Source organism: Dictyoglomus sp. DH, from assembly GCF_055181375.1.
The window spans coordinates 326,539-353,368 of the sequence record NZ_CM143706.1 but is presented as its reverse complement, the minus strand read 5'-3'; the positions used below and the strand labels follow the sequence as shown (position 1 = coordinate 353,368).

The 26,830-nt window shown below is 32.3% G+C and carries 23 protein-coding genes; 6 read left to right on the top strand and 17 right to left on the bottom strand.

Going from position 1 to position 26,830, the window contains the following annotated elements:
- The 4 genes from ACY3JJ_RS01605 to ACY3JJ_RS01590 all read right to left on the bottom strand — a co-directional run bounded on the left by ACY3JJ_RS01605 (position 1) and on the right by ACY3JJ_RS01590 (position 5,367).
- The gene (locus ACY3JJ_RS01605; RefSeq protein ID WP_463092061.1) at positions 1–1,752 is read right to left on the bottom strand and encodes a BglG family transcription antiterminator; all 1,752 of its coding nucleotides are present in this window, start codon (positions 1,750–1,752) and stop codon (positions 1–3) included.
- Entirely contained in the window at positions 1,752–2,018 is a 267-nt protein-coding gene (locus tag ACY3JJ_RS01600) for an HPr family phosphocarrier protein (RefSeq protein WP_463083049.1), read from the bottom strand. Before ACY3JJ_RS01600 ends, ACY3JJ_RS01605 begins: the two co-directional genes overlap by 1 nt.
- Positions 2,019–2,150: 132 nt before the next feature.
- The gene (locus ACY3JJ_RS01595; protein ID WP_463083048.1) at positions 2,151–3,635 is read right to left on the bottom strand and encodes a response regulator transcription factor; all 1,485 of its coding nucleotides are present in this window, start codon (positions 3,633–3,635) and stop codon (positions 2,151–2,153) included.
- Positions 3,613–5,367: a sensor histidine kinase gene (locus ACY3JJ_RS01590; RefSeq protein WP_463092060.1), complete on the bottom strand. Its 1,755-nt coding sequence runs from the start codon at positions 5,365–5,367 to the stop codon at positions 3,613–3,615. Before ACY3JJ_RS01590 ends, ACY3JJ_RS01595 begins: the two co-directional genes overlap by 23 nt.
- 211 nt (positions 5,368–5,578) lie before the next feature.
- Here ACY3JJ_RS01590 and ACY3JJ_RS01585 point away from each other — a divergent pair, with 211 nt between their 5' ends.
- The 3 genes from ACY3JJ_RS01585 to ACY3JJ_RS01575 all read left to right on the top strand — a co-directional run bounded on the left by ACY3JJ_RS01585 (position 5,579) and on the right by ACY3JJ_RS01575 (position 9,123).
- Positions 5,579–6,439, top strand: a complete 861-nt coding sequence (locus ACY3JJ_RS01585; protein WP_463092613.1) for an ABC transporter permease — start codon at positions 5,579–5,581, stop codon at positions 6,437–6,439.
- Between the two features lie 12 nt (positions 6,440–6,451).
- Complete coding sequence (locus ACY3JJ_RS01580) at positions 6,452–7,342, top strand: carbohydrate ABC transporter permease (RefSeq protein ID WP_463083046.1); 891 nt, start codon at positions 6,452–6,454, stop codon at positions 7,340–7,342.
- Positions 7,343–7,422: 80 nt separating this feature from the next.
- Positions 7,423–9,123 (top strand): ABC transporter substrate-binding protein, encoded by a 1,701-nt coding sequence (locus ACY3JJ_RS01575; protein WP_463092059.1) that lies wholly within the window; start codon positions 7,423–7,425, stop codon positions 9,121–9,123.
- 37 nt (positions 9,124–9,160) lie between these two features.
- On the opposite strand, the gene ACY3JJ_RS01570 is transcribed toward ACY3JJ_RS01575, so the two are convergent.
- On the bottom strand, positions 9,161–9,805 hold the full coding sequence (locus ACY3JJ_RS01570) for an MgtC/SapB family protein (protein WP_463083044.1): 645 nt from the start codon (positions 9,803–9,805) through the stop codon (positions 9,161–9,163).
- 604 nt (positions 9,806–10,409) lie between these two features.
- On the bottom strand, positions 10,410–11,429 hold the full coding sequence (purC, locus tag ACY3JJ_RS01565) for a phosphoribosylaminoimidazolesuccinocarboxamide synthase (RefSeq protein ID WP_463092058.1): 1,020 nt from the start codon (positions 11,427–11,429) through the stop codon (positions 10,410–10,412).
- Positions 11,430–11,649: 220 nt separating this feature from the next.
- On the opposite strand from purC, the gene ACY3JJ_RS01560 reads away from it, so the two are divergent.
- Both ACY3JJ_RS01560 and ACY3JJ_RS01555 read left to right on the top strand, forming a co-directional pair.
- Positions 11,650–13,008 carry a TrkH family potassium uptake protein gene (locus ACY3JJ_RS01560; RefSeq protein WP_463092057.1) on the top strand — a complete coding sequence of 453 codons (1,359 nt, stop codon included), beginning with the start codon at positions 11,650–11,652 and terminating at the stop codon, positions 13,006–13,008.
- 3 nt (positions 13,009–13,011) lie between these two features.
- The gene (locus ACY3JJ_RS01555; RefSeq protein WP_463092056.1) at positions 13,012–13,713 is read left to right on the top strand and encodes a potassium channel family protein; all 702 of its coding nucleotides are present in this window, start codon (positions 13,012–13,014) and stop codon (positions 13,711–13,713) included.
- Positions 13,714–13,763: 50 nt separating this feature from the next.
- Here ACY3JJ_RS01555 and ACY3JJ_RS01550 read toward each other — a convergent pair whose 3' ends face one another.
- Complete coding sequence (locus ACY3JJ_RS01550; protein WP_463092055.1) at positions 13,764–14,888, bottom strand: oxygen-binding di-iron domain-containing protein; 1,125 nt, start codon at positions 14,886–14,888, stop codon at positions 13,764–13,766.
- 182 nt (positions 14,889–15,070) lie between these two features.
- Between ACY3JJ_RS01550 and ACY3JJ_RS01545 the strand changes: the two genes are divergently transcribed.
- Positions 15,071–16,057 (top strand): acetylxylan esterase, encoded by a 987-nt coding sequence (locus ACY3JJ_RS01545; protein WP_463092054.1) that lies wholly within the window; start codon positions 15,071–15,073, stop codon positions 16,055–16,057.
- On the opposite strand, the gene ACY3JJ_RS01540 is transcribed toward ACY3JJ_RS01545, so the two are convergent.
- The 10 genes from ACY3JJ_RS01540 to ACY3JJ_RS01495 form a co-directional block, all read right to left on the bottom strand.
- Complete coding sequence (locus ACY3JJ_RS01540) at positions 16,054–16,923, bottom strand: deoxyribonuclease IV (protein WP_463092053.1); 870 nt, start codon at positions 16,921–16,923, stop codon at positions 16,054–16,056. The two genes, ACY3JJ_RS01545 and ACY3JJ_RS01540, sit on opposite strands and share 4 nt — an antisense overlap.
- A 2-nt stretch (positions 16,924–16,925) precedes the next feature.
- Positions 16,926–17,861 (bottom strand): thiamine pyrophosphate-dependent enzyme, encoded by a 936-nt coding sequence (locus ACY3JJ_RS01535; protein WP_463092052.1) that lies wholly within the window; start codon positions 17,859–17,861, stop codon positions 16,926–16,928.
- Between the two features lie 12 nt (positions 17,862–17,873).
- Positions 17,874–19,061 (bottom strand): transketolase C-terminal domain-containing protein, encoded by a 1,188-nt coding sequence (locus tag ACY3JJ_RS01530; RefSeq protein WP_463092051.1) that lies wholly within the window; start codon positions 19,059–19,061, stop codon positions 17,874–17,876.
- A 13-nt stretch (positions 19,062–19,074) separates the two neighbouring features.
- On the bottom strand, positions 19,075–19,353 hold the full coding sequence (locus tag ACY3JJ_RS01525) for a 4Fe-4S binding protein (RefSeq protein WP_463092050.1): 279 nt from the start codon (positions 19,351–19,353) through the stop codon (positions 19,075–19,077).
- The gene (locus ACY3JJ_RS01520) at positions 19,350–19,922 is read right to left on the bottom strand and encodes a 2-oxoacid:acceptor oxidoreductase family protein (RefSeq protein ID WP_463083034.1); all 573 of its coding nucleotides are present in this window, start codon (positions 19,920–19,922) and stop codon (positions 19,350–19,352) included. Before ACY3JJ_RS01520 ends, ACY3JJ_RS01525 begins: the two co-directional genes overlap by 4 nt.
- A gap of 17 nt (positions 19,923–19,939) precedes the next feature.
- Positions 19,940–20,548 carry a recombination mediator RecR gene (recR, locus tag ACY3JJ_RS01515; protein ID WP_463092049.1) on the bottom strand — a complete coding sequence of 203 codons (609 nt, stop codon included), beginning with the start codon at positions 20,546–20,548 and terminating at the stop codon, positions 19,940–19,942.
- Positions 20,549–20,551: 3 nt separating this feature from the next.
- Positions 20,552–20,869: a YbaB/EbfC family nucleoid-associated protein gene (locus ACY3JJ_RS01510; RefSeq protein WP_463092048.1), complete on the bottom strand. Its 318-nt coding sequence runs from the start codon at positions 20,867–20,869 to the stop codon at positions 20,552–20,554.
- A 10-nt stretch (positions 20,870–20,879) separates the two neighbouring features.
- Positions 20,880–22,430, bottom strand: a complete 1,551-nt coding sequence (dnaX, locus tag ACY3JJ_RS01505) for a DNA polymerase III subunit gamma/tau (RefSeq protein WP_463092047.1) — start codon at positions 22,428–22,430, stop codon at positions 20,880–20,882.
- A gap of 1 nt (position 22,431) precedes the next feature.
- Complete coding sequence (gene metG / locus ACY3JJ_RS01500; RefSeq protein WP_463092046.1) at positions 22,432–24,312, bottom strand: methionine--tRNA ligase; 1,881 nt, start codon at positions 24,310–24,312, stop codon at positions 22,432–22,434.
- 70 nt (positions 24,313–24,382) lie between these two features.
- Positions 24,383–26,773 (bottom strand): hypothetical protein, encoded by a 2,391-nt coding sequence (locus tag ACY3JJ_RS01495; RefSeq protein WP_463092045.1) that lies wholly within the window; start codon positions 26,771–26,773, stop codon positions 24,383–24,385.
- Positions 26,774–26,830: the final 57 nt, after the last annotated feature.

Below are 26,830 nucleotides of genomic sequence, written 5' to 3'. Positions count from 1 at the left end.
TTAAATTCCCCTTTCCAAGGAATATAGCAATTTGAGTAAATAATCCTCACTGATCCTATTTAAATTTCTCAGAGATATACTTGTAGCTATCTTTTGAGATAACCATATAGTCTTAAAATAATCAAAAAGATGGATATACATATAATAGGATTTATTGTTGGGGTTACAGAACAAAATAAACTTTTCTTCTTTTGGTTCCTCCTTAGAGTAGATCCAATATAGTTTCTCCTTTATGGCAATAATAGTAGAGTCCTTAGGTATGTATTGTAAAATCTCATTTTCATCTTTTACTTCCATAATCTCTACATAAACATTTTCTTTATAAAAGTTATAAATGTAATTTTTGAATTTTTCCTCTTCATCCTTAGAGAATAATGGTGAAATTTGAAAATAGAGTGATCCAAAATTAGAAAGTGGAATAGTACTAACATATATAAATCCTTTAGAGGGATTTCGAGGTAAGTCTCTTATTGATGTTATCTTTACAACTTCAACATCTTCAAATATTTTTTTTATTTTCTCTGCTAAAAGATTCGCTGTTAATACTCCAGAAGGACATATTACAATAATCTTTTTCTTCTTAGCCATTTTTTCGAACAGTCTTAACAAATATAATGTTATATATCCTTTTTCTTCTTCTGGAATCTTTATATCAAATCTTTTTTCAAGAGTTTTTGATAATTCGCATGAAATATAGTATATAATTGGATAGTTTTTCTTTATTTTTTCTAACATATTGTTATATATGTTTATATTATTCTTTATCTTGAAGATAGCAGTCTGTATATGACTCAAAAAAACTTTAAAGGTATTACTCTTAAAAGAATAAGAATTAAAGATCTCCTTTTCTAAAATACTTCTTAAATCCTTATCTTCTTTAAGAAAACTCTTACCAGATTCTAATTCAGAAGAAAGTAAGTATAGGTTTATAAACCTTTTTTCCCTATCATCTAAATTTAAATCATAAAAACTTTCTAAAATATCAAAAGGAGGATTTAAATCATAACAATTCGTATAAAAGTCCTCCAATCTATATCCTTTTTTCAATCTACTTATAGAAATCCCAATGATTAACAATAATTGAAGAAAACTATCATCAGTAAATTTTACATCCCATACATTCTCTATTTCATTTAAAAACTTAATAATTCCAAAAAAGGAGTCATTAAAAAGATCAATCCAAGGTAAATTTACTCTATAATTTAAAAGTACCTCATTTAACAACTTACCTTTTTCTTCTTCCGATAAACTCTCAAAGATTAAATCCAAGATTGCCTGTCTAATATACTTCTCTTCACCTATCAATCTAATTCCATAATGAGGCTTAGCTATTATATTTAGTTTGTGATTAATCATCCATTTCTTTACTAATTGAAAATCTTTTACAATTGTAGGATGGCTCATATTGAATTTTTCTTCCCAATTTTCTAATGTTATTTTTTCTGTTGATAATAGCAGGTCAAGAATCATCAATTTATGCCTTTCTTTGTTAGTTATCTGTTCATTTTGGGATAATAAAGACATAATATAAAGATGTGAGTCCTTTTCAAGATTTGTAATATGAACACCTTTATATGGGATATGCTTAACTTCAATTCCATGGGCAAACAAAAATTCTTCAAGACTTCTTAATTCCCTTCTAACAGTAGATAAACTATAGCCTGTCTTCTCCGCTATATCTTCTATCTTTATAGGATGAGAAGCCTCTAAAATAACATTTAAAATTTTCTCTTTTCTATCCCGTTTACCCATTAATCCTCCCCTAAACCCAACTCTATAAGCTCTGAAAGGGTTTTAAGAGCTTCTTCCTCGTCTTCCCCCTCAACTTCTAATATAAGTTTTGTCCCCTGATTAGCCCCTAAAGAAAGTACTTTTAATATACTTTTTGCATCTGCTTCTTTGTTATTAGCTTTTATTATTATTTTACTCTTAAATTTGCTTGCTGTCTGAACAAAAACAGCTGCGGGACGAGCATGCAAACCTGATTTATTCTTCAATATTAACTCTTTTACTTTCATTTCAACATCTCCTTTCCTGATATAATTAAAAAACTAATTTAATGCTTTTTTCAATGAAACTAAAAATATTAATTTTATATTAAAAGTGTGCCAAAACTTAACTAATTGGAAAGCTATACGGAAATGTGTTTTTTAAGAGATATTTTCCTTAAATGCTTGAGGTGTTTTTCCTGTATATTTTTTAAATTTAAAAACGAAGTAATCCAGATCCTTATAACCTACCTTTTCTGCTACATCTACTACCTTCTCACCTTTCAAAAGTAATTCCTTAGCTTTATTTATCCTTATTCTATCAATATAGGTATTAAATTTTTCACCTGTATATTTCCTAAATATCTTTCCAAAATAACTACTGTTATATCCAAATTGTTTTGCCAAATCCTTTAACTTAATATCTTTATAATAATTAGCATTTATATATTCTATTATCTGAGAAAGTACATTATTGCCTGTTTTCTCTGAAAAATCTCTTAACACGTTTAATACCATCTCCTTTACAAAATTGTGAAGGTCTATAAGGGATCGCTTTTTATAAAATTCGCATATTATTCTTTTATCTAAATATTTATTAGATATCTCCTTAAAGAAAGGATAATTAGAAGAGAAATAATTTATTATATTTATAAATAGATTAAGATAACTTGATTTTATTTCTTCCTCATCATCCTCTCTTACAGTATGATTATTCATCTTTATCTCAAGAAAAAGATGAATGTTATTAAGATTTCCAAACTCTATAGCTTTTATAATCTCACAAATTATCTTTGAATCATCGGTATTTTGAAAATCACCAAATTTAGCCTCCTTAGGATAGGTTATTATTTCCTTTTGATTAAAGAGAAACTTCTTGTTCTTCAATTTTAAAGCAGTGTTATAAGATATGGGTAAGTCACTAAGTTTGAAGACTTTTTCCCCTACAAAGAATGATATATTAAATCCAAATAATTTTTTGAATTGCCTTTTTACATCCATTAACTTCCTTCTAAAGTAAGGATTCTTTATATCAGCAATAAGAAAACACAAAGAATTTCCCATAAAAGTGTAGGTTTGAATTATGCTATCAATATTATGATTTTTTTTACCCTCAATATTCAAATCATCAGTTAATACTATCTCATAAGAATCCCATGGAAAATTGAAATTATAAATTCTATTAAGATCTTCTTCTTTAACGTTTTTCAATTCTCCCTTTATTAGTTTTTCTAAAAGTTTATCTCGGGATAACTCATATAATAATTTATCACTCTTTATCTGTTCTACAATTTGCATAACCTTTTCTTTAAGAATTTCTGGATCTATAGGTTTTAAAAGATAACTCTCTACACCTAAATCTATAGCCTTTTTTGCATATTCAAATTCAGGATAACCTGTAAGAATTATAAATTTTATTCTCATACCAATCTCTTTAACTTTTTTTATTAATTCCAATCCATCCATTTTTGGCATCTTTATATCCACAATGCAAAGATCAGGATTAAGCCTTATAATTTTATCCAAAGCTTCTTCCCCATTATCAGCATCTCCCACAATCCTCAATCCATGATTTTCCCAATTTATAACTTTTTTCAAGCCACTTCTTATGATGGGTTCATCATCAACTATTAATACCTTGTACATATTTATCACTTCCTTTTAAAACATGATACGGTAGTACTATATCTACTTTTGTGCCCTTTCCTACCTCACTTTGAATTCTAAGCCCAAAATCTTCTCCGTAGAAAAGCTTTATTCTTTCCATAGTATTTTTTACGCCTATTCTTTTTCCACTTAAATCTTCATTGTTAAAGATAGCTTCTATTTCTTGTTGAGACATCCCTACGCCGTTATCTTCTATGGATATTATTAACTTATCCTCTTTTTTAACAACGTTTATATTTATAATTCCCTTCTCTTCTTTCTCCTCAAGACCATGTATAATAGAGTTCTCAACAATTGGTTGGATTAGAAAAGGAAGTATATATAGATCTTCTATATCCTCATACAAATTTATTTTATAATCTATCTTTCCAAACCTATATTTTTGTATTTTCAAGTAATCTTCTACAAGTTCTAACTCTGTCCTTAATTTTATAGGTTTTCCTTCAAATTCTATAATTCTCCTTAAAAGGTTACCAAGCTTAAGAGTAATATCTGCAATATCCCACTGCTCTTTACATATAGCCATCATATGAATAGTCTCTAAAGTGTTAAATAGAAAATGAGGGTTCAAATTATTGGTCAATATTTTTAATTTCATTTCTTTCTGTTTGATCTTCAACTCATTGAGCATCTTTATATTTCTTGCCATATTTTTTACATTCTCAGCAAGTTCTCCTATTTCGTCCTTACCAGATATTGAAAACTCCATATCCCAATTACCATGAGATATCTCATTTACTACATTATTTAATACTGCTATTCTCTTGCTCATATTCTTAGATAATATTAAAGCAAACAAGAGAGAAAGCCCTACAGAAATAACTATCATAGCTATGGCAAATCTAAACATACCGTAAGGCTCTCTCATTATATAGTCCAAGGGTACCATACTTACAAGATAAAAATCCTTGTTATAACCAGCAAGAGGTAAATAAATACCGAAAATTCTATAATTTTTATTGTTATACTTTAAAGAATATCCTTCAGGTTGTATAATTTTTGATTTATCAATAGGGAAGATGGTACCTATTAAGTTTTCATTATTGCTCGCTACAATATATCCATCATTATTAATAAGAAAAGTATCAAAAATTTGATGATTTAATATCTTTTTGATTTCCAGTTTATTTAGATTAATAACCAAAACTCCAAAACTTTCGTTATAAGGATCTCTAAGAAGTCTTACAAGACTAAAATACTTTTCAGGATAAATATCTTCTTTCTGATAAATTAATTCCCATCTTATAAATCCATTTAGATTTATGGCAGTCCTATACCAATTCTCCTTTCTAATATAATCCTTTACTTTATAAAAAATTCCATTCTCTAAAATAGTTGGATTTTCAGAATATATTCTTATATAAGCTATGGCATTAGCGAAAAGAGTTTTATAATTTTCTATCTCTCTATACTGAGAATACTTTATAAAAGTCTCCATCGGGGATTTGTATTTATAAAGTAAAAGTTCCTTTAACCTTTGATCTATCATTAATTTATCTGCAATCTTTACTACTTCCTCTGTAATCTTCATTATCTGAAATTTTGCTGAGTTTAGATTGTTATAAACTTCTTTTGAAGAAGATTCCAAGGCAAAATCCCTAAAATGAACCACAGTTACAGTACCAAGGATAAGTATGGGGATTATCGATATGGCTATAAAACTGATTATGAGTTTTTTATACATTTTTATGTTGGAAAATTTGATAAACATAAAACAACCCCAAACTTTAAAATTTTTTAAAGTATAAATCTTCAATACAATTTTTGTAAATTGAAAAAAAGTCTAATTTTTCCCTCTAAAAATTTCTATTTTTTAAGGTTTTATTAAAAGGAATATTCTGATAATTTTTGAAAAAAAAGAAAGAGGGATTGAAGTGAACTACTTTATAAAGACATTAAAAAAACAAAAATACCTTATCATTATGATTTTCCCATTTCTTATATGGCTTATCATCTTTCGTTATATCCCTTTATGGGGATGGATTACAGCCTTTCAGAACTACAAGCCAGGAATACCTATATTTCAACAGCAATGGGTTGGATTGAAATATTTTAAAGAGATGTTCTCTGACCCAGAATTTTACCTTGTCATGAGAAATACTCTTGCTATGAGCATTCTCGGACTTATTTTTGGTTTTCCTCTTCCAATAATACTTGCTATTTTAATAAATGAAATCAGAAATTCTACTTTCAAAAGAACAGTACAAACTATTTCTTACTTACCTCACTTTGTTTCGTGGGTAATAGTAGCAAGCATAGTACATGCCATGCTTGCACCTGATGGGGTTGTTAATTACCTTCTTATGAGAATTGGAATAATTGAACAACCCATACTATTTTTTGGAGAACCTAAATATTTCTGGTGGATTGTAGTCTTCTCAGACATATGGAAAGAGCTGGGATGGAATACCATTATATTTTTAGCTGCTATGACAGCTATAAACCCAGAGTTATACGAAGCAGCAGAAGTAGATGGAGCTGGAAGATTTAGAAAAATCTGGCACATCACATTACCAGGCATAATGCCAACTATTATTTTGATACTTATATTGAGTATAGGAAATATTATAAATATTGGATTTGAAAGACAATTCCTTTTAAGAACCTCAGCTGTAAGGAATGTATCCGACGTTATAGACCTATATGCCCTTGATTATGGCATTAGAGCAGGAAGATTTTCCTTCGGTACTGCAGCAGGTATTTTTAAATCTGTAATTAGCTTAATTTTTCTTTTCTCAGCAAATAAATTAAGTAAAAAATTTACAGGGTACAAAATCATTTAGGAGGACGTGAATATGAATAGAAGTTTAGGAGATAAAATATTCGATATTATAAACCACGGAATAATGATATTATTAGTTATAATAACATTGTATCCTTTCCTATATGTTTTAGCTGTATCCCTTAATGATCCTTTTGATACAATAAAAGGTGGTATCACCATATTTCCCAGAGTATTTACCTTAGATAATTACAAAGAAATATTCAATTATCCTACAATTGGTAGAGCAACTTTAATATCAACCTTAAGAACTTTAATAGGGACTATAACCAGTGTTATTTCTACAGCTATAGTGGCCTACGTTCTTAGTAGAAAAGATTTTTTTGCAAGAAAACTTATTACTACACTGTTTGTTATCACCATGTACGTAGGAGGTGGTTTAGTACCAGAATATCTTTTGATAAGAAGTTTAGGACTAATGAATAATTTTCTTGTTTATATCCTTCCAGGACTTATAAATCCATTCAATTTTATTGTTATTAGAGCTTATATCGATACCTTACCATCAGAACTGCAAGAATCAGCTATGATTGATGGTGCCAATGATTTTATTATATTCTTAAAGGTAATACTACCTTTGTGTATTCCTGTTCTTGCTACAGTTGCCTTATTTGTAGCAGTAGGTCACTGGAATGCATGGTTTGATACATACCTTTACTGTGGAGGAAATAAAAATCTTACCACTTTGCAATATGAGCTCCAGAAAATTCTCGCTAATGCTGCAGCAAGTTCTACAACTATTGATTACTACAGCAATTTGGATCCTACAAGAACTATGAGAGTAACTCCCCAATCATTAAGAATGGCAATGACTATAGTAACCACATTGCCTATTGTTGTTGTGTATCCATTCTTACAAAAGTATTTTGTAAAAGGAATGACTCTTGGGGCAATAAAAAATTAAGAAAGGAGGTGTTTAAAAAGAGTAATTTACAATTAAAAAATACTCTATGAAAATTAACTCTAAAGGGGGGAAAGAATTTTATGAGGAGGACAGAAAAATTATTAGGATGGTTTTTTGCTATAGTATTAGTAATTAGCCTCATTTTCAGTGTAAGCATAAGAGAAGTAAATGCTCAAGCAAAATTATTTAAGCCCATGAATCCTACACCCGAAGCAAATAAGCCTATAACATTTAAAGTATATATAGGAGAAGTTAATCCCAATGATGACCAATTCAAAAGTCCAGTAGCCCAAAAGATAAAGGAACTCACTGGTGTAACCTTAGATATAGAATACGCACCTAACCAGGCTGCTGTAAGAGAAAAAATACAAATTATGGCAGCAAGCGGAGATTATCCAGATTTAATATATGCTAAAGGAGATCTTTCTCTTTTGAAGGATGCAGGAGCATTAATACCCCTTGATGATTTAATAGAAAAGTACGCCCCAAATATTAAAAAAGCTTATGGGGAAAACTTAAAGAGATTAAAATGGAGTAAGGAAGATCCTCATATTTACTGTCTTGGTTTAACCACAGATAATGACAGAACTCTTGATGTAAATGGTGGGTTCATGCTTCAACACAGAGTAGTTATGGAACTTGGATATCCGAGAATTAGAACTCTAAAAGATTTTGAGAATGCAATAAAAACATATTACAAAAAACATCCAACTACAGACGGACTTCCAACTATACCACTTACCTTATGTGCTGATGATTGGAGAACAGTAATAAGTGTAACAAATCCAGCATTTCAAGCTACGGGAGCTCCTGATGATGGAGAATTATATGTAGATCCTAAAACTTTAAAATGTACTTTCCATTATAAGAGAGCTATAGAGAAGGAATATTTTAGATGGCTAAATCATATGTGGAATGAAGGTCTATTAGACAAAGAAACATTCATACAAAAAGAAGATACTTATAAGGCAAAAATAGCAAGTGGAAGAGTTTTAGCACTAATTGATGCAGGATGGGCAGTAGGAGAACCATTTACAGCTTTAAGAAGATCAGGAAAATATGAATATATGTATGGATATTATCCTGTTACTGTAAGCGAGAGAATAAAACAGGCTCCACCTGATGTAAGAGTTGGATACACCGGTGGATGGGGTATAGCTATCACTAAAAGCTGTAAAGATCCTGTAAGAGCTATAAAATTTCTTGATTGGCTATGTACAGAAGATGCTAATATTTTGAGGCAATGGGGAATAGAAGGAGTACATCATACATATGTAAATGGAAAGAGACAATTCCTACCCGATGTGGATCAAGCAAGAAGAACAGATCCCTACTTCGGAAGAAAGACTGGAATAGGAGTATATGTATATCCATGGCCAAGACTTCCTAATTACTATATTGATTCTACAGGAAATCCAGTAGTTCCTGATACCACAAAAGAAGATATAAGAAAGAATTATACAGAAGTAGAAAAGAAAGTTCTTGCAGCATATAAGGTAGAAATATGGAAAGATCTATTCCCAAAAGCTGACGAATATCCTGTAAAAACATGGGGATATCTATGGATGTATCCAACACCAGATGAAGATATGAGAGCCATTGGAAATAAGCTCTTCGATTATGTAATTAAAAATATTCCAAAGGTAGTAATGGCACCTAAAAAAGATTTTGATAAAGTATGGGTTGAATTCTTAAAAGGCTTAGATGATTTAGGAGCAAAGAAATATGAAGAATATAAAACAAAACAAATAAGAGAAATGGTCGAATTTTGGAAGAAATAAAATAATGAAGGGGAGGGACTTTTTGTCTCTCCCCTTTCTAAATGATATCTATTTCTTTTACTGAGGATAATTTTGAAAGCTTTTCTACAATCTCTTCCATTTTAATCTTAGATGGCAATCTCAAAATTAAATTTAATTCTGCTATATTTTCATTTATAGAGTTTAAACCTATTTGTTTTATATTAACCTTAAGTTCCCCAAGAATAGTTCCAATTTCTCCTATAACCCCTGGCTTATCTTCTATTTTACATTTTAATATTAAATCTCTATGGGAACCTATAAATACTTTCTCAAGTTTTGTTGCTAATATGAGAACAGCTAATATAAACAAAGTAGTAAAAAAAGCAGGAAAATAAAGTCCTGCACCAACAGCCATACCTATACCTGAGACAGCCCATATACTTGCTGCTGTTGTTAAACCTTTTACAGAATGTTCATTTCTTAAAATAGTACCTGCACCTATAAAACCTATACCAGTAACCACCTGAGCAGCTATACGAGTTGGATCAGTATTTGGAAAAGCATAAGCTGAAACAATCATAAAAAGAGTAGCTCCCAGAGAAACCAGAATATGTGTTCTAAATCCAGCTGGTTTCTCTTCCTTTTCCCTTTCCCATCCTATTATGCCAGATAGTATTAAAGAAAAAATAAGTCTTTTTATAATCTCAAATTCCTGGATCATATTAAAAATTATATCATACTTTTAAAATAAATCGTTTTTCTCTGAAACTTTTTTATAGATATGAAAATTTTATTCTTTTATATGATCTATTAAAATAACTCGTGTTACTTATAGTAGTATTAAAACTTTTTTATATTATTGCATAAATTCAAAAAATAAGTTATAATTTTTTTGAAAGAAACAAAGCCCAGTCAGAATTTCCTTTCTCAAAGAGAGCCCCCTAATTAGGGGGCTTTTTTACATCATCGTGATTTTATCCACAGCCTACTGTAACAAATACAAAGGATGTTTTAAAAAATAAAAAACCTTGTTGTAGTAGTTAGGGGTGTGGATATTGTGGATAAGTTATAAGGAGTTAAGAAATGTATGTTTTTTGGCTGTGGATAAGTTTTCCAAAGTTTTCCACATAATCCACAATTAACATTCTATCCACAAAGTTATCCACAGATTTATAAAGTTATCCACAGAGTTATCCACAACCTATCCACAAAGTTATCCACAGTTGTGGATAAAGTTAGGACAATAAAAGATGGAACTCTTTAAAAAGTGGTTATGTTATAAAGTTTACAAACATTTAAAAGGGGACTTTGTGGAAATTAAGTAGCTACTGAAGAAGTTCTTGGAGTCGATTTAAAAGATCCTTCATAGGGGGAGCATCAAACCATTCTCTTTGGGTTATTTCGTTAGCATAAGCTTTGTATATAGAGGATATAAGGTCTTTAAGTTCTATTGGAAGATGAGGTGGGGATCCTACCATACTTTTCCAATTAAATCTGTCTTTCTTTTTTGCTTCTTCTATTTCCTTATACCATTCAGTTTTTCTGTAATATATTCTTGCTATTTCCTTACTTATAGGTATTCCATTATATGTAAATCTGCATTCATCGAGGGTTCCTAAGGCATCTACTACCATGAAATTTCTCTCTGCATCAAAAGCATATTCAAATTTTCCATCCTCATTTATTAAGTTTATTTTTTCTGCCTCATGGGTTATAAGATCATCTATAAAAAGGGTAATATTTATAAGTTTTTCAAATTCTTCCATAGTGAGTCCACTTATTTTTTGAGCTTCTTCTTTTGATAGATATCTATCATTTACCTCTAATTTTGTGGAAAAGTCTACTATTGGTTTTTCAAGTTTTTCTCCTGGGTTTGGTATCTTGTTAAGTCCAAGATCTTCAATTTTTAAACTTCCATCTTTTAATCTTCTAAATACAGAAGAACCTTCTGGAAGGGAGTTTCTATATATAACCTCTAAGGGAATGAGAAAATTATTTTTAAGGCTTTGGAAAATAGAATAGTCATAAATATTATCTTTTAATTCAGGTTTCACTGCTCTTACCATTTTAAATTCAAGAATATTGGATGGATTTTTTAGCTCAGAAAGGGATTTTACTTTATTCTCTTCTACTACTCCTATATAATGGGTTTTAATTCCCAGATTTTCTAGTTTTTCAAAGAAAAAAGATGTGACTATACATATAGCTTTACCCTTATCTTCTATGAGGTCTGGCATTTCTCCATAATCAAATACAGAATATCTATCAGAAAAGATGAATCTACCTCTACCAAGGGAATTTTCAGATGGATTCTCCAAAATTATTAAATCCTTTACACTGCCCATAAATCTCAAAACCTCTTTTAAGAGTTTTATTTTGTTTAATTATAAATATTATGTTCTTAAGTTTCAATTAAAAATGTGTTAAATTAATAACCTTATATGATATCTATATCATGGCTTCTAATTGATTTTATAAATTTGACTCATAAATGCTTTAGATATAGAATACTTAGATGTTAAGAAAAAGATTTATTTGAAAAGAGGTGTATTTTTTCTAGCTTTTATGATTGATGGTGAAATTGTTTCTAAAAAAAGAGGGTTAAATCCTGCTTTATTTTTGATTTTAAGTTTTGGAGCAGTAATTCTTGCAGGTACATTACTTTTAATGTTACCATTGTCTTCTGCAGAAGGTAAGTTTACTGATTTTCTTACTGCCTTATTCACAGCAACATCTGCTACTTGTGTAACAGGACTTGTAGTTGTTGATACAGGTACTTATTGGTCCCATTTTGGCCACTTAGTGATTCTTCTCTTAATTCAAATAGGTGGGTTAAGTTATGCTGTAATTGCAACAGGCATGATGCTTCTTTTAAATAGAAAGATACAACTTAAAGAAAGATTGTTTTTGCAGTATTCGTTAAATACTACGTCTCTTAGAGGAATTGTTTCTTTTTTAAAAAGTGTACTTATTATAGTATTTATATTTGAGTTATTGGGAGCTATTTCTTTGTTTTTTGTCTTTATTAAAGATCATTCTTTCTTAAAGAGCTTAAAATTTGCCATATTTCATTCAGTTTCTGCTTTTTGTAATGCAGGCTTTGATCTTTTAGGGGGTTTTAAAAGTTTTACAGGGTATGTTTCTAATTCTCATTTAGTTTTTACAATAACATCTCTTATTGTAATTGGAGGTATAGGCTTTATTGTCATTTACGATTTTATCCAGAAATTTACTAAAAGGAAGCTACATCTTTCTCTGCATAGTAAGATGGCAATTATTACAACAGTATTTTTAATTATTATAGGTACTATCTTTATCTTTATGCTTGAATATAATAATCCAAAGACATTGAAACCTTTAAATCTATGGTCAAAGTTTTTAGCGTCCTTTTTTCAATCTGTTACCCCAAGAACAGCTGGTTTTAGTACTTTGGATATTGGAAAATTAAACCCTTCTACTCTTCTTTTTTTGATAGTTCTTATGTTTATTGGTGCATCTCCAGGTGGAACAGGTGGTGGTATAAAGACAGTAACTTTTTTAGTTCTTTGGTTGAGTGTAGTAGCAGTAATTTTAGAAAGGAAAAATCTTCACTTTAAAGATAGAACTATTACTTGGGATAATGTGAAAAGAGCTTACACTGTATTTTTACTGTCCATTACTCTTGTAATTTTAGGATGGTTTATTCTTCTTATAACAGAGCGGTTTCCTCCTCTTTCCATCCTATTTGAAGTAGTATCTGCTTTTGGTACTGTGGGGCTTTCTACAGGTATAACTCCTTATCTTTCTCCTTTTGCTAAATTGGCTATTATTTTTATCATGTTTTTAGGAAGAGTTGGTACTGTTACTGCAGGTATGGCAATTTTGGTTCCTGTATCAAAGAGATCTCATATTGAGTACCCAACTGAGGAGGTGAGTATAGGTTAATTTATGAAGTCTTTAGCTTATAGTCTAAAGAAAGTAGGTCTTGATAAGACAAAGCTCACAAGTTTTGCAGTGATAGGTTTAGGAAGGTTTGGAGTATCAGTGGCTTTAACCCTTGAAAGAATGGGATATTCGGTGATAGCTATAGATAAAGATGAAAGTAAGGTTGAGGAAATCAAAGATTATGTGTCTTTTGCAAGGGTTTTAGACTCAACAAACATAAATGCTTTAAGAGAGGCTGGAGTACAAAATGTAGATGTGGCCATAGTTGCTATAGCTCATGATGTGGAATCAAGCGTACTTACAGCTCTTTTGGTTAAAGAACTTGGTGTGCAATTTGTTATTGCAAGGGCTATAAGTGAGCCACATGAAAAGATTCTTGAGAAGATTGGTGTGGATTTTATTGTATATCCTGAGAGGGATATGGGAATAAGACTTGCACAAAGGTTGGTGGCTCCAAACATTATTGATTATATGGATTTTTCTGCTGATATTAAGATTTTTGAGATAGAGCCTCCTGAATCAATCATAGGAAAGGCAGTTGAAGAATTGGACTTGAGACGTAAATATAATTTATCAATTTTTGCTATTCAAAGAGAAGGTAGAGTTATAGGGAATATAAGTCCAACTGATAAGATTCAGAGGGGAGATATATTGTATATTATCGGCACTTTTGAAGATATGAATGCCTTTTTGCAGAAGGTGTAGAAAAATATGAATGTTATGCCCTCCAAATAAAATTGGAGGGCTGGTATTTTTTATTTTCTTATTAAATTAAAAATTTTTCTGAAATTGTCTATAAAGGATCTTCTATTTTCTTGTAATAATTCTTCTGGGACCTCTAAATCGTATTTATTGAATGTTGCAATGGATTGAAGTCTTATATCTTCTTTTTCTTTATCGGAGAGATCTTCAGTAAATAAATCATATATAAACACAAATGCCGTGGCTGCAGGTACATAAATCTCTGAAATTACTCCATTTTCTATTCTTATTATCTCTGGAAAGTTAGACATTTGCATACTTATCTTGTTTAATTTATTTATTACTGCGTTTTCTCCATATTTAATCTTTGCGTAGTCCAGCATATCATTAAAGACTCTCATGTAGAATTCTTTTTCTCTTTTTTCTTTATTTATATAATCTAATCCAACCTCAATATCATTTAATCTTTTTAAAAACTCTGTTATTAATTCTCCTTTTATAATGTCGCCGTGTTGAGGAAGGATAAGTTCGGGAAGAGGATCTAACCTTCCAATTTGATCTATGGCAAGCTTTAAGGCTTCCTTTGTGGGCATATAAACTTCATGGAAAAGCTTAATACCAATCCACGAATCTTTATCTGCATATATTCCATCAGTTTTTTTTGTAGAGGCTCCCCCAAGAAGATCTCCTGTAAAAAGAACTTTTAGTTTAGGATAATATACTGCGTAAGCACCTCTAAAGTGACAAAATGGGGTAGGAATAAATTGAAGACAGTCATCAGTATCTTTACTAAACTTTAATTTTCTATTGGGAAGTATTTCAATAGGTTGAAACCTATCAGGATCAATATTGTATCCACTTACAAGTCTCCATGTATCCTGAGAAGTAAGGTATAATGCTTTTCCGGAGAGATCAAGAAGAGCAGGAACAGAAGATGTAAGATCTGGATCTTGATGATTTGTATAAATGATGTCGATGTTTTCTACCCCTATTAGATCGTCAACAGCTTTTACGAAATCTTTAAAACATCTTAAAGGTAGAGGATCAAAAAGGATATTTAATTTTGCCTTTTCATCCACAGGGCATGTTAAAAGATAACTATTAAAGTTAAAGAAGATATTTGGATTTTTAATAAGATATAATCCTTCTTTTATCTCATATGTTCTGATAGCTACCATTTTGCTTTCCCTCCTTGGATTACTTAATTATATATAATTATAATTATAATAATAACGTATGAAAACAGCAATAAGAAAGATTCTTTGCAGATGGATTTAGATTATATGATTTAACAAACGCTATTACCATCTTTTTTATAAGGTAGTATAATTATTTACAAAAACTATTGAGGAGGTGTTTTATGGCGCTTTTTGATTTGCCACTTTCAGAGCTTTGGAAATATTTACCTGAAAGGGAAGAGCCGGAAGATTTTGATGATTTTTGGAAGGAGACCCTTGAAGAATCAAGAAAATATTCTTTAGATCCTGTTTTTGAGAAGATAGATTTTGGGCTTGAACTGGTGGAGACATATGATGTTACTTTTTCTGGCTATAAGGGTCAGAGAATAAAAGGATGGCTTATCGTGCCAAAGGATAGGAAAGATAAGCTTCCTGGTATTGTGGAATATATTGGATATGGTGGTGGAAGAAGTTTTGCTTATGATTTTCTTTTGTGGGCTAATATGGGAATTGCCCACTTAGTAATGGATACAAGAGGTCAAGGAAGTTCTTGGAGTCCTGGAGATACTCCTGATTATGATGATGAACCTTTTTATCCAGAATATCCTGGATTTATGACAAGGGGTATTTTAGACCCAAAGAAATATTATTATAGAAGGGTATTTACAGATGCAGTAAGGGCAGTGGAAACTTTACTATCCTTTCCTCAGGTAGATAAAGATAGGGTTGGTATTACAGGAGGAAGTCAAGGAGGAGGTATAACTCTTGCTGTTGCTGGACTTTCTACCTATATTGGAATAGATCTAAAGATTGCTATGCCTGATGTACCTTTCTTATGCCATTATAGAAGAGCGGTAGAAATTACCGATGGATATCCCTATCAAGAGATAGTGCAATATTTGAAGACTCATAGAGATCATGTAGATCAAGTATTTAAAACTCTTTCCTATTTTGATGGGGTGAATTTTTCGGCAAGGGCAAAGGCTAAAGCCCTCTTTTCTGTAGGTCTTATGGATATGATATGTCCACCATCTACTGTTTTTGCAGCCTATAATCACTACAAAGGAGAAAAGGATATTAGGATTTATCCTTTTAATGGTCATGAAGGTGGAGGTACCTTCCATACTTATGAGAAGATGAAATTTGTGAAGAAATATTTGATAGGTTAGTCGGAATTTTCAAGTATTTTTCTTATTATATGTAAATTATAGAGGTCTGCCATGGGAGAGTCCTTAGGAGTTTCAAGTATTAAAGGAATTCTTCTTATGGTTTCAATTTTTAATAGATTTTGGAAGGCAGTAACTCCCATGGCACCTTTTCCTATATGGGCGTGTTGATCCCTTCTTGAGCCAAGGGGAAAATGGGAATCATTAATATGGATTAAAACTAATTTTTCTTGAGGTATCTTTTCAAAGAAATTATAAAAGGTTTCTCTACATACTCTCTCATTTTTGAGATTATATCCAGCTGCAAAAAGATGACATGTATCAAGACAGAAATAAATATCAGGAAATTCTTCATATACAGAGATTAAATCTTCTATTGTAGATCCCCATCCGTCTCCTTCTCCTGCACTGTTTTCCATAATGAGTTTTGCCCTTTTAACTCCGTCAGTTTCAAAGATTCTTTCTAAGGCTTTTAAGAAATTTTTTTTAGCTACTTCTTTTCCCATTTTTTTACTGCTTCCTGCATGTATAACTACTCCTTCCCATTCCATTTCTTCGGCAATTTTTAATTCTTCTTTTACCTTTTTTATAGATAGATTCCATACTTTTTCATCGGAGGATGCTATATTAACTACGTAGGGTGCATGGATGAATATGCTTGAAAAAGGAAAGGTGGGAAGTTTTTCGTTATTAGGTCTGTAGCTCCTTGGATTTCCAGAAAATATTTGAGCGGTATTTATCTTTAATAGTTTTATATCTTCCAAAATAGCTCTATCGCCTCGGAATAGATGTACTCCCAGTTTATAATCTATATTCTTTTTTATGGGGATGGCACCTCTCCTATAGGAGAGGTGCCTATTCTTATCCATGACTATTTATTTGTAACTTCCTCAAGTCTGAGGAGTCTATTCCATTCTTCTTCTATATCCTTTTTAAGGGCTTCCAATATGTGGGCGTTTTCTGGCTTTAAGAGATGGGCAAATCTTCCTTGTACCTTGATATATTCTTCAATGGGTTTAAATCCTTTTGCAGGTTTGTAATTTATTTTGTATTTTCCATCTTCTACTTCATAAAGGAACCAAGCTCCAGTTTCTACTGCAAGTCTTGATATGCTTATAGCAGAGTTATCTGGTGTTCTCCATCCTCTGGGACATGTGGAGTATATGTTTAAGAAGGCAGGACCATCTGTATTTACAGCCTTTCTTACTTTTTCCATCAGATCTCTCCAGTGGCTTGGGGATGCTTGTGCCACATATCTTGCACCATTAGCTACCATCATTTCAGTAAGATTTTTTCTCTTTTGAGGTTTACCAGGAATAACTCTTCCAGCTGGAGAGGTTGTGGTAAAGGCTCCTCTTGGGGTTGCACCAGATCTTTGTATACCTGTATTCATATAAGCTTCATTGTTGTAGCATATATATACTGCCCTGTGGCCTCTTTCAATGGCACCAGAAAGGGCTTGAATCCCTATATCATAGGTACCACCATCACCTGAGAAGCTTAAAAATCTTATCTCTCTATTTATTTCTCCCTTTTTCTTTAAAGCTCTATAAGCTGCCTCAACTCCTGATATAGTAGCAGCAGCATTTTCAAAAGCGCTGTGGATCCATGGCACATTCCAAGACGTAAATGGGAATATGGTAGTTGCAACCTCAAGACAGCCTGTGGCATTTGCTACCACCACTGGCTCGTCTATGGCATTTAATACCATTCTTACAATAATACTGGCACCACAGCCTGCACATAATCTATGTCCACTTACTAACCTCTCTTCTTTTAATGCTAATTCTCTAAGATTTATTGCCATTTTTAGCACCTCCTATTCTCTTACTCCGATATAGGTAAGAGGATTTGGCTTACCCTTCTTACCTATCTCCATAAGTTCTTCAAATATCTTTTCTATATGGTTTGTGGTGATGTCTCTTCCACCAAGACCATATACATAGGCTTGGGCTATTGGTCTCTTATCGAAATGATACATGGCAGATGTGATCTCATGATAGAGAGGTCCTCCAAAGGATCCTGGTACCATGCTTCTATCAAGGATTCCTACTACTTTTACATCCTTTAATGCATTGACAATGTCCTCGGTGGGGAATGGTCTAAAAACTCTTATTTTAAGAAGACCTACAGGAAGACCTTTTTCTCTAAGGCTATCTACTACTTCTCTTGCTGTACCTACTGTAGAACTCATAGCTACTATAACATATTCAGCTCCATCCATTTTGTATTTTTCAATCACATCATAGTATCTTCCTGTAAGATCTCCATATTCTTTTCCTACCTTTTTGATAATGGGGAGAGAATTTTCAATAGCATATGCTTGGGCTACTTTAAACTCAAAGTAGGAGTCAGTAAGAGCAAGGGGTCCAACAGAGATAGGATTATCTACGTCAAGTAGATTATATTTTGGCCTATATTTTCCAACAAAATTTCTAACCACTTCATCATCAAGAAGCTCAATGGTTTCTACGGAATGACTTGTGATAAAACCATCATATCCTACCATTACAGGTAATCTTACATTTTCATTTTCTGCAATCTTTACTGCTTGGAATATATTGTCATATATTTCTTGTACATTTTCAGAGAAGATTTGTATCCATCCGGAATCTCTTGCTCCCATAGCATCGCTGTGATCACCATGAATGTTGATAGGAGCAGATAAAGCTCTGTTTGCAACTGTCATTATGATAGGTAGCCTTAAGGATGCCGCTATATAAAGCATCTCCCACATAAGAGCTAGACCCTGAGCTGCTGTAGATGTCATAACTCTTGCTCCAGCAGCAGATGCTCCAATACAGGCACTCATAGCACTATGTTCGCTTTCCACAGGTACAAATTCGGTATCTACTTCTCCATTGGCTACATATTCAGAAAATTTTTGTACCACCTCAGTAGATGGAGTTATAGGATAAGCAGCTACTACGTCAGGATTTATTTGTTTAAAAGCTAATGCTGCTGCCTCATTTCCCTCTATAGCAATTTTTCTAACTTGGGTTTTCATCTTCTTCCCTCCTTTACTTTTCTTCTTCTTTCATGGTTATGGCTTTTACAGGGCATTCTGCTGCACAGACTCCACAGCCTTTACAATAATCATAATCAATGTATACTTTTTGTCCATCAAATTTTACTGCAGAATCAGGGCAGAAAAGCCAGCAAAACATACATGTAGTACATTTACTGTAATCTATTTCTGGTTTAAAGGTTCTCCAATCTCCCGTTTTATACTCTTTAGATGTAGATGCTGGAAGGATTGGACCCGAATTAACTAATTCTTTCCATCCTGGAAGTTTCATTCTCCTTTTACCTCCTCGTAAGCTCTTTTTATAGCTTGAAGGTTACCCTCGATAACCTCGGGTTTAAATTTCCCTTCAAATTTCTTTTTCAATTGATCGAGTACATCTTCTAAGGAGATTATTGGAACTACTCTTATAAGGGCTCCAAGCATTGGGGTATTTGGTATTGGCCTTCCAATAGTTTGAAGAGCTATACCAGTAGCATCTACGGTATAGATTTTCCTATCTGAGATTCCAAGATCTTTTCTAACCTCCTTAGGATCTTGAGTGGTATTTACAATGATGATCCCATCAGAAGGTAGCCCTTCTAATACATTTACTTTTCCTATTAGACTTTTATCAAGAACTACCACTACGTCTGGATTGTATACTTGGCTGTGTATTCTTATAGGTTTATCACTTATTCTTGTATAGGCCTTCATAGGTGCTCCGGTTCTTTCTGGACCATATTCAGGGAAGGCTTGTATAAATTTTCCAGCCTCCATGGCTGTTTCAGCAAGGAGATAGGAAGCGGTCTTTGCTCCTTGCCCTGCTCTAGCATGCCAGCGAACTTCTAACATATCCTTCATACTTCAACCTCCTTTTTTTAAAAATTTATTTTCAGTTCCTGTCTTCCATCTATAGCATGGATTAAGGTAATTTCATCAGCAAAATCAAGCTCTGTTCCTGCAGGAAGTCCATGGGCAAGACGAGTAACTTTTATTTTATAAGGGATTAAAAGACGAGCTATATAAAGGGCAGTTGCTTCTCCTTCTGGGGTAGAGTCAGTAGCTAGTATTACTTCCTCTATATTTCCCTTTTTAACCTTTTCTATTAGTTCGTTTATTCTTAAATCTTCTGGAAATACCCCATCAAGGGGAGATATAAGTCCTCCAAGGACATGGTAGACTCCCTCAAAATGGGATGTCTTTTCTATGGCCCATACATCTTTTGGGTCTGCAACTACACAGATGATAGATTGTTCTCTATTAGGGTTGGAGCATATTTCACAGGGATCTTTTTCGGTGAGGTTATAACATATGGAGCAATATTTTGTTTGTTTTTTAACCCTTAAGATGGTGTTTGCTAAATGCTCTACATTCTCTTGGGGTTGTTTTATAAGGTAAAAAGCTATCCTTTGAGCTGACTTAGGCCCAATACCAGGTATCTTTTTTAGCTCATCAATGAGCTGTTCGAATAAGCTTTTTTCAGGCATAGTTTAGAAAAGTCCAGGAGGTAAAGGAAGTCCATCAGTAAGACTTCCCATTTTTTCAGCTGCTTTTTCCTTTGCCTTTGTAAGAGCATCCCTTAAGGCAGCTGTTATAAGATCCTCCAATACATCTACCTCCTCCTTATTAACTACTTCTGGATCTATTTTTACTTCTTTTACTTCTTCCTTTGCAGTCATTACTATTTTTACTACTCCACCACCTGCTGTACCTTCCACCAGAGTCTGACCAAGTTCCTCATCAATTTTTGCCATTTTTTCTTGTATCTTTTTAAGTTGTTTCATGGCTTCAAATGGATTTCCTTTCACTCTATCCCTCCTATTCTAAGGTTTTTCCCTTAAAGAAGTTTCTTATCTCCTCAGTAGAAAGGTTCTCTTCTTTCTTACTGGAAATTTTTGGATTGTCTAAAATTAGATCATCTTCCATGGTAATAAATTTTACAGGAATCTGTACCCCATAAACCTCTCTTATTTTTTCTTCTACTACACTTCTATTTGGTCTTTCTTCTAATCTCTCTTTAAGGAATGATAATGTTTTAGGAAGGCCAAGAACTAATCTTCCTTCCTCATCAATTCCTACAATTCTTGCCTCTCTAAGCATGGCTTCTAAGGATACTTTTTTCTTCTTTACTCTTTCTAATACAGTTGTCCATTTATCCTTGACAACCTCTATATCTATACCTTTTTCTTCTGATTTCTTTTCTTCTTTTACTGGTTCTTGCTTTTTAACTTCTACCTTCTTTTCTTCTTTCTCCGATGGCGTTTCTAAAATTACTTCTCCTCCTTCTGGTTTTATGAAGAGAGGAATTAGAAGCATTTCCATAACTAAGGGGGCGTTGGTAAGGTCTCTAAGTCTATTTTCTAAGATAAGAAGCTGATCAATTATTTCTTGTAATCTTTTTATGGTATATAGTTTCGTTTCCTCTATAAGTTCATCATACTCTTCTTGAGTAAGGGAGAGAAGATTTCCAACTCTTGAATCTGCCTTAAGGAGAAGTAGATTTCTGAAGTGTTGTAATAGATCTCTTGCAAATTGTTGTGGGTTTTTACCCATCTGGAATATCTGTTGAAGAAGACTATATCCTTCTGCTAAGTTATATTCTCCAAGGGCTTTCGCAAAAGTATAAGTAAATTCATAGGTGGGAAGGCCAAGAAGGTTTCTTGCAAGTTCTTCATTGATCTCTTGATCTCCATATACCAAGAGTTGCTCAAGAAGGCTAATGGAATCTCTTAAAGAGCCTTGACCTTGCAATGCAATTAGTTTTAATGCTCCTTCTGTTATCTTAGCCCCTTCTTTCTCTGCAATTTTGGCTAATTGTTTCACTATCTCATCCCTTGTTAGTCTTCTAAAGTCAAATCTTTGACATCGGGAAAGAATAGTTAAAGGTACCTTTTGTGGCTCGGTAGTTGCCATGATGAATACTACATGATCTGGAGGTTCTTCCAATATCTTTAATAAAGCGTTGAAGGCTTCATTTGTTAACATGTGGACTTCGTCTATGATATATACCTTATATCTATCCCTTACAGGTAAGAGTCTTGCTTTCTCTCTGATATCCCTTATCTCATCTATTCCACGGTTAGAGGCAGCATCTATTTCAATTACATCTATGCTTCTTCCTTCTGCAATTTCCATACAAGAGGCACACTTTAAACATGGAGTTGGTGTTGGACCTTCTGCACAATTAAGAGATTTTGCTAAGATTCTTGCAATAGTAGTCTTTCCTGTACCTCTTGGACCTGCAAAGAGGTAGGCATGACCTATATGGTTATACTTAAGGCTATTTTGTAATGTTATTACTATATGCTCTTGGCCTACAACTTCTTCAAAGGTTTGAGGCCTATATTTTCTGTATAATGCTAATGGCATCTTAACTCACCTTCGATCCTGGGTCTACCTCCTTTTCAGGAGTAAGTATAGCAAGGCGCCCCTTCGAATCCTTGGCTGCAAGAAGCATACCTTGAGATTCGTATCCTCTTATTTTGGCTGGCTGTAGATTATACACTACAATGATTTCCTTTCCTACCATATCTTCAGGTTTGTAATGTTCTGCAATTCCTGCTACTATTTGTCTCTTTTCATCTCCTAAATCAATCTCTAAAAGAAGCAATTTATCGCTATTTTCGACCTTTCTTGCTGATAATACTTTAGCTACCCTAAGATCTATCTTTTTGAATTCCTCAATAGGGATCTTTGGCTCTTCTTTAACTTCTTCTTTAGCCTCATTTTCTTTTCTTTCTACCCTTGGGAATAATATCTTTCCTTTATTTAATTTTTGTCCTACTGGAATCTTAACATCCTTAATAAGGTCCCAAGAAAATTGTGGATCTTGATATCCTAACTGCTCTTGTATTTTAACAGCTGAATCAGGTATAAAGGCATAAAGGAGAATAGATATTCTTCTCAGAGTTTCTAGAAGAGTATAGATTACGGTATTTAATCTTTCTTTATTGGATGTTAAGTTCCAAGGAGCCTGTTGATCTATATATCTGTTGGCATCTTGAATAACTTCCCAAATACAACTAAGGGCAGATGAGGGGTTGAATTTTTCCATTTCATCTTCTACTCTTTTTGCCATTTCTTCTGTTTTTTCCAATAAGGCTTTATCTTCTTCCTTCATTTCTGAAGGATTTGGTACTTTCCCTTCGCTATATTTTTCTGCCACTGTGAGCACCCTATTTAAGAGATTACCAAGATCATTGGCAAGATCTGAAGTATATCTTCTGTGGAAAGCTTCATCACTATATTCCCCATCTAATCCTAAGGGGACTTCTCTAAGTAAGAAGTATCTTAAGGCATCTACTCCATAAATATTAATTAATTCATGAGGATCTACTTTGTTTCCTTTTGATTTTGATATTTTTCCACCCTTTATGGTCCAGAATCCATGAGCAAGGACAGTTTTTGGCAATGGAATATTTAGAGCCATGAGGATGGCAGGCCATATGATAGCATGGAATCTTAAAATATCTTTGCCTATAAGATGTACATCTGCAGGCCAATATCTTCTAAATTTTGTTTCATCATCACTTAAATATCCAAGTGCACTTATATAATTTACCAGTGCATCAAACCATACATATACTGTATGCTTTGGATCAAAGGGTACAGGTATTCCCCATTTTACCGTAGTTCTTGTAGCACTTATGTCTTTTAATCCACTCTTTATAAAGCTTATTACTTCATTTTTCCTTGACTCAGGGTACACAAATTCTGGATGTTCCTCAATGTATTTTAAAAGGGCAGGGCCAAACTCAGATAGTTTAAAGTAGTAGGTTTCTTCTTCTAAAAATTCCACAGGTCTTCCACAATTGGGACAATTACCATCGTGGAGTTCCTCTTTTTGATAGAATGTTTCACAGGGGGTGCAATACCATCCTGCATAGGTACCTTTGTAGAGATATCCATTGTCATATAACTTTTGAAAGATCTTTTGTACTACTTCTTCATGTCTTTTCTGGGTTGTTCTTATAAAATCATCATTTGTTATTCCAATTTTTTTCCATGTATCCAAGAATTTCTGAGACATCATATCTACATATTCTTGAGGAGAATAGCCTTTTTCTTGGGCGGTTCTTGCTAATTTTTGGCCATGCTCATCAAGGCCGGTTAAGAAAAATACGTCATAATCTTTTAGCCTATAAAATCGGGCAAAGGTATCTGCAACAATAGTAGTATATACAGTCCCAATGTGAGGTTCAGAATTTGAATAATATATGGGAGTTGTTATATAGAATTTATTCTTTTTCAAGGTCTTTCGCTCCTTTCATTCCTATAAATTCCTTGATAATAATACTACTTACAAAAATGTATGTCAAATTTTAAAAATTTATAGTACCTTTTACACCTATCTGATAAATAGAAAGAAATTGGTCATTTAATATATTATATACATATTTTATGTAAAAAATATTATCTTTTAGCTTAGAAGGAGAATAGGAAAAGGATAGAGTATATTTATTGGCAGAATTACTATAACCTTCATGGGAAAGTGAAAATTCATTCTTTCCTTCAAAATAATTAAAGGATATAGATACACTTTGTAGGTTTGTTCTGTAAAGACTAAGGTTATAGGATGCTGATTTCCAGTTTTGAGATATACTTCCCTTTAATTCCCATGTGTTAGATTTTCTCTTTAGATTTAGATTATAACCTATATTTTGAAAATAGTCATTGGAATAGTCATTTCTGTAGTAATCAATGCCTAAATTGGCTTCGTAAGGTGCAAGGTATAGTTTCAAAGTAATATTTGAGGATAAAATTCTTCTACCTTCTATTTCATTGTAATAGAGGCCAAAGTATAAAGAGGAAGGATTGAAGTAATAAGTAGCATTTAGAGAAATATTATTTTTTATTTTCCCAAGGTAAGTACTTCCTGTAATATTTATCCAAAGGGAGGGAAGAATCATGCCGTAAGTGGAAAGTGAAAGTACTTTATCTTCCTTTAGATCTTTTAGGATTTTTTGATAAGACAAAGAGAGAGAAAGGTTTTGGAATTTTAGCTTTAGGCTAAAAGTATCAGTTTTTGTAATACTTTTGAAAGGAATATAGGCCTTATAATTCACAGATATGGTGAGGCCGGAGGGTGGAGGATTTTTCCCATTTTCATCCTCAAATAATATATTTAATAGATTTTCCTCTATGGTGTAGCTTACGGTATAGGTTTCATAAGTACCGTCTGGGAGATAGTAGGTAAAGGTCCCATTATTTTCCACATAGACATTATTTATATAAATAGATAGATCTTGAACAGGTACATAATTGAGTTCAAAAACTGAATTGTATCCATCGGTGATAAAATTTTGGGTAATATTTATTGGAGAGGAGGGATTTAAATTTATATTTTCTTTGTAGATTTCTCCAAAACCTATTTCCCATGATCTGTTTGATATGGTGATTCCTGCATTTTGCTGGTTTTCTTCTAAAATAGAGCCAGATGAATTTATATTTTTCTTAGATACGGATATATAAAGCTGGGTGTTGTCCGTTTTTGGTTGAAAACTGTAAGAATAGGTACTTGCTATATAGTTTTGGGAGATTTCTTTTTGATATCCAAGATTTAAAAAGGCTTTTGTATATGTAAAAAATATTCCATTGGTAATATTGTCCTTTTCCTTTTTATAAGATAAAAGGATATTAGAAGAATATATATTCCATTTTGCACTACTTATAATTTTTTCTCCATCTTTTCCTTTAGAGAAGTTAAAAAGAAGATCTATGAAAGAGGGATTTAATTTTAAATTTAAAGAATAGATTTTTTCTCCTGAAGTAAGATTTAGGTTTCCTAATACTTGAGGTATATATGGATAATTTTTATCTCCAAATAGGTATTCAAAGTTTATATTCAATATTGGTAGTGTTAACGAATATTTTATATAATCTGCATATCCAGAATAAATCTCGTCTAAGAAGGAAAAAGCTCTTCTTATTTCTAAGGATTGGAAATTCTTTTTAAATATAATATTCCCTTCTAAAAATCTTCTATTAGTTTTAGTATTTGTATCTTGTAGATTTATAAAATTCATGCCAATAAGACTATAAGATAGACTAAATCCAAAAAGGGTATATATCTCTTGAAATCCTGAGACCTCATATTCTATAAGCAATTCATCATCTTGGGATATAGGGAAGCTAAAATATAAAATCCCATATGTATAGTCTATAATATAATCTGTATTTCTTTCTAAGGATTTTCCATTTAAAAAGACTCTTTCTTTATTTGGTACAAGAAAGAAGTCTCCTATAAAATAGGGACCCTCTATATTGTTGCCATTGAGCTTTACTACTTTCTTTTTACTTTCAATCTGTGAGATGATAAAGATTGCGTTTAATAGATTGTTTTTGTAATTCAGTAAAATCCCATTAAAAGTTTTATTATAAAGGTTGAGTGGAGAGATGGATATTAGTAGATTGTTGCTGAAGTATATATTAAAATTTTCTGTGTTCAATGAAAGATTTATTTTTTCCATGGGGTAAGAAATATAGTTAAAGGATAAGGATAGGTTGGGCAGAGAATAATTTAGTGTGAATTGAGAGTTTTGTATAAGATAAAGACCCTCTGTAATATCTGAAGAGTAATTTAGAGAGCTATTACCTGAAAAATAGGAGTAATAAAGATTTAAATTTAGGTTTCCTCTAAAATCTATACTTTGAGGAAAGACTACTTCCCATAATATGGTAATAAAAATTACAAAAAAAATTATTCTTTTCATAATTTAATATCATTATACTATGATATAATATCCTTTGTAGGGATAAGGAGATTTTTT

Bases quoted from the DNA above. Each gene is read 5' to 3' on its own strand.
- ACY3JJ_RS01605 (WP_463092061.1), bottom strand. From the start codon at position 1,752: ATGGGTAAACGGGATAGAAAAGAGAAAATTTTAAATGTTATTTTAGAG.
- ACY3JJ_RS01600 (WP_463083049.1), bottom strand. From the start codon at position 2,018: ATGAAAGTAAAAGAGTTAATATTGAAGAATAAATCAGGTTTGCATGCT.
- ACY3JJ_RS01595 (WP_463083048.1), bottom strand. From the start codon at position 3,635: ATGTACAAGGTATTAATAGTTGATGATGAACCCATCATAAGAAGTGGC.
- ACY3JJ_RS01590 (WP_463092060.1), bottom strand. From the start codon at position 5,367: ATGTTTATCAAATTTTCCAACATAAAAATGTATAAAAAACTCATAATC.
- ACY3JJ_RS01585 (WP_463092613.1), top strand. From the start codon at position 5,579: ATGATTTTCCCATTTCTTATATGGCTTATCATCTTTCGTTATATCCCT.
- ACY3JJ_RS01580 (WP_463083046.1), top strand. From the start codon at position 6,452: ATGAATAGAAGTTTAGGAGATAAAATATTCGATATTATAAACCACGGA.
- ACY3JJ_RS01575 (WP_463092059.1), top strand. From the start codon at position 7,423: ATGAGGAGGACAGAAAAATTATTAGGATGGTTTTTTGCTATAGTATTA.
- ACY3JJ_RS01570 (WP_463083044.1), bottom strand. From the start codon at position 9,805: ATGATCCAGGAATTTGAGATTATAAAAAGACTTATTTTTTCTTTAATA.
- purC (WP_463092058.1), bottom strand. From the start codon at position 11,429: ATGGGCAGTGTAAAGGATTTAATAATTTTGGAGAATCCATCTGAAAAT.
- ACY3JJ_RS01560 (WP_463092057.1), top strand. From the start codon at position 11,650: ATGATTGATGGTGAAATTGTTTCTAAAAAAAGAGGGTTAAATCCTGCT.
- ACY3JJ_RS01555 (WP_463092056.1), top strand. From the start codon at position 13,012: ATGAAGTCTTTAGCTTATAGTCTAAAGAAAGTAGGTCTTGATAAGACA.
- ACY3JJ_RS01550 (WP_463092055.1), bottom strand. From the start codon at position 14,888: ATGGTAGCTATCAGAACATATGAGATAAAAGAAGGATTATATCTTATT.
- ACY3JJ_RS01545 (WP_463092054.1), top strand. From the start codon at position 15,071: ATGGCGCTTTTTGATTTGCCACTTTCAGAGCTTTGGAAATATTTACCT.
- ACY3JJ_RS01540 (WP_463092053.1), bottom strand. From the start codon at position 16,923: ATGGATAAGAATAGGCACCTCTCCTATAGGAGAGGTGCCATCCCCATA.
- ACY3JJ_RS01535 (WP_463092052.1), bottom strand. From the start codon at position 17,861: ATGGCAATAAATCTTAGAGAATTAGCATTAAAAGAAGAGAGGTTAGTA.
- ACY3JJ_RS01530 (WP_463092051.1), bottom strand. From the start codon at position 19,061: ATGAAAACCCAAGTTAGAAAAATTGCTATAGAGGGAAATGAGGCAGCA.
- ACY3JJ_RS01525 (WP_463092050.1), bottom strand. From the start codon at position 19,353: ATGAAACTTCCAGGATGGAAAGAATTAGTTAATTCGGGTCCAATCCTT.
- ACY3JJ_RS01520 (WP_463083034.1), bottom strand. From the start codon at position 19,922: ATGAAGGATATGTTAGAAGTTCGCTGGCATGCTAGAGCAGGGCAAGGA.
- recR (WP_463092049.1), bottom strand. From the start codon at position 20,548: ATGCCTGAAAAAAGCTTATTCGAACAGCTCATTGATGAGCTAAAAAAG.
- dnaX (WP_463092047.1), bottom strand. From the start codon at position 22,430: ATGCCATTAGCATTATACAGAAAATATAGGCCTCAAACCTTTGAAGAA.
- ACY3JJ_RS01495 (WP_463092045.1), bottom strand. From the start codon at position 26,773: ATGAAAAGAATAATTTTTTTTGTAATTTTTATTACCATATTATGGGAA.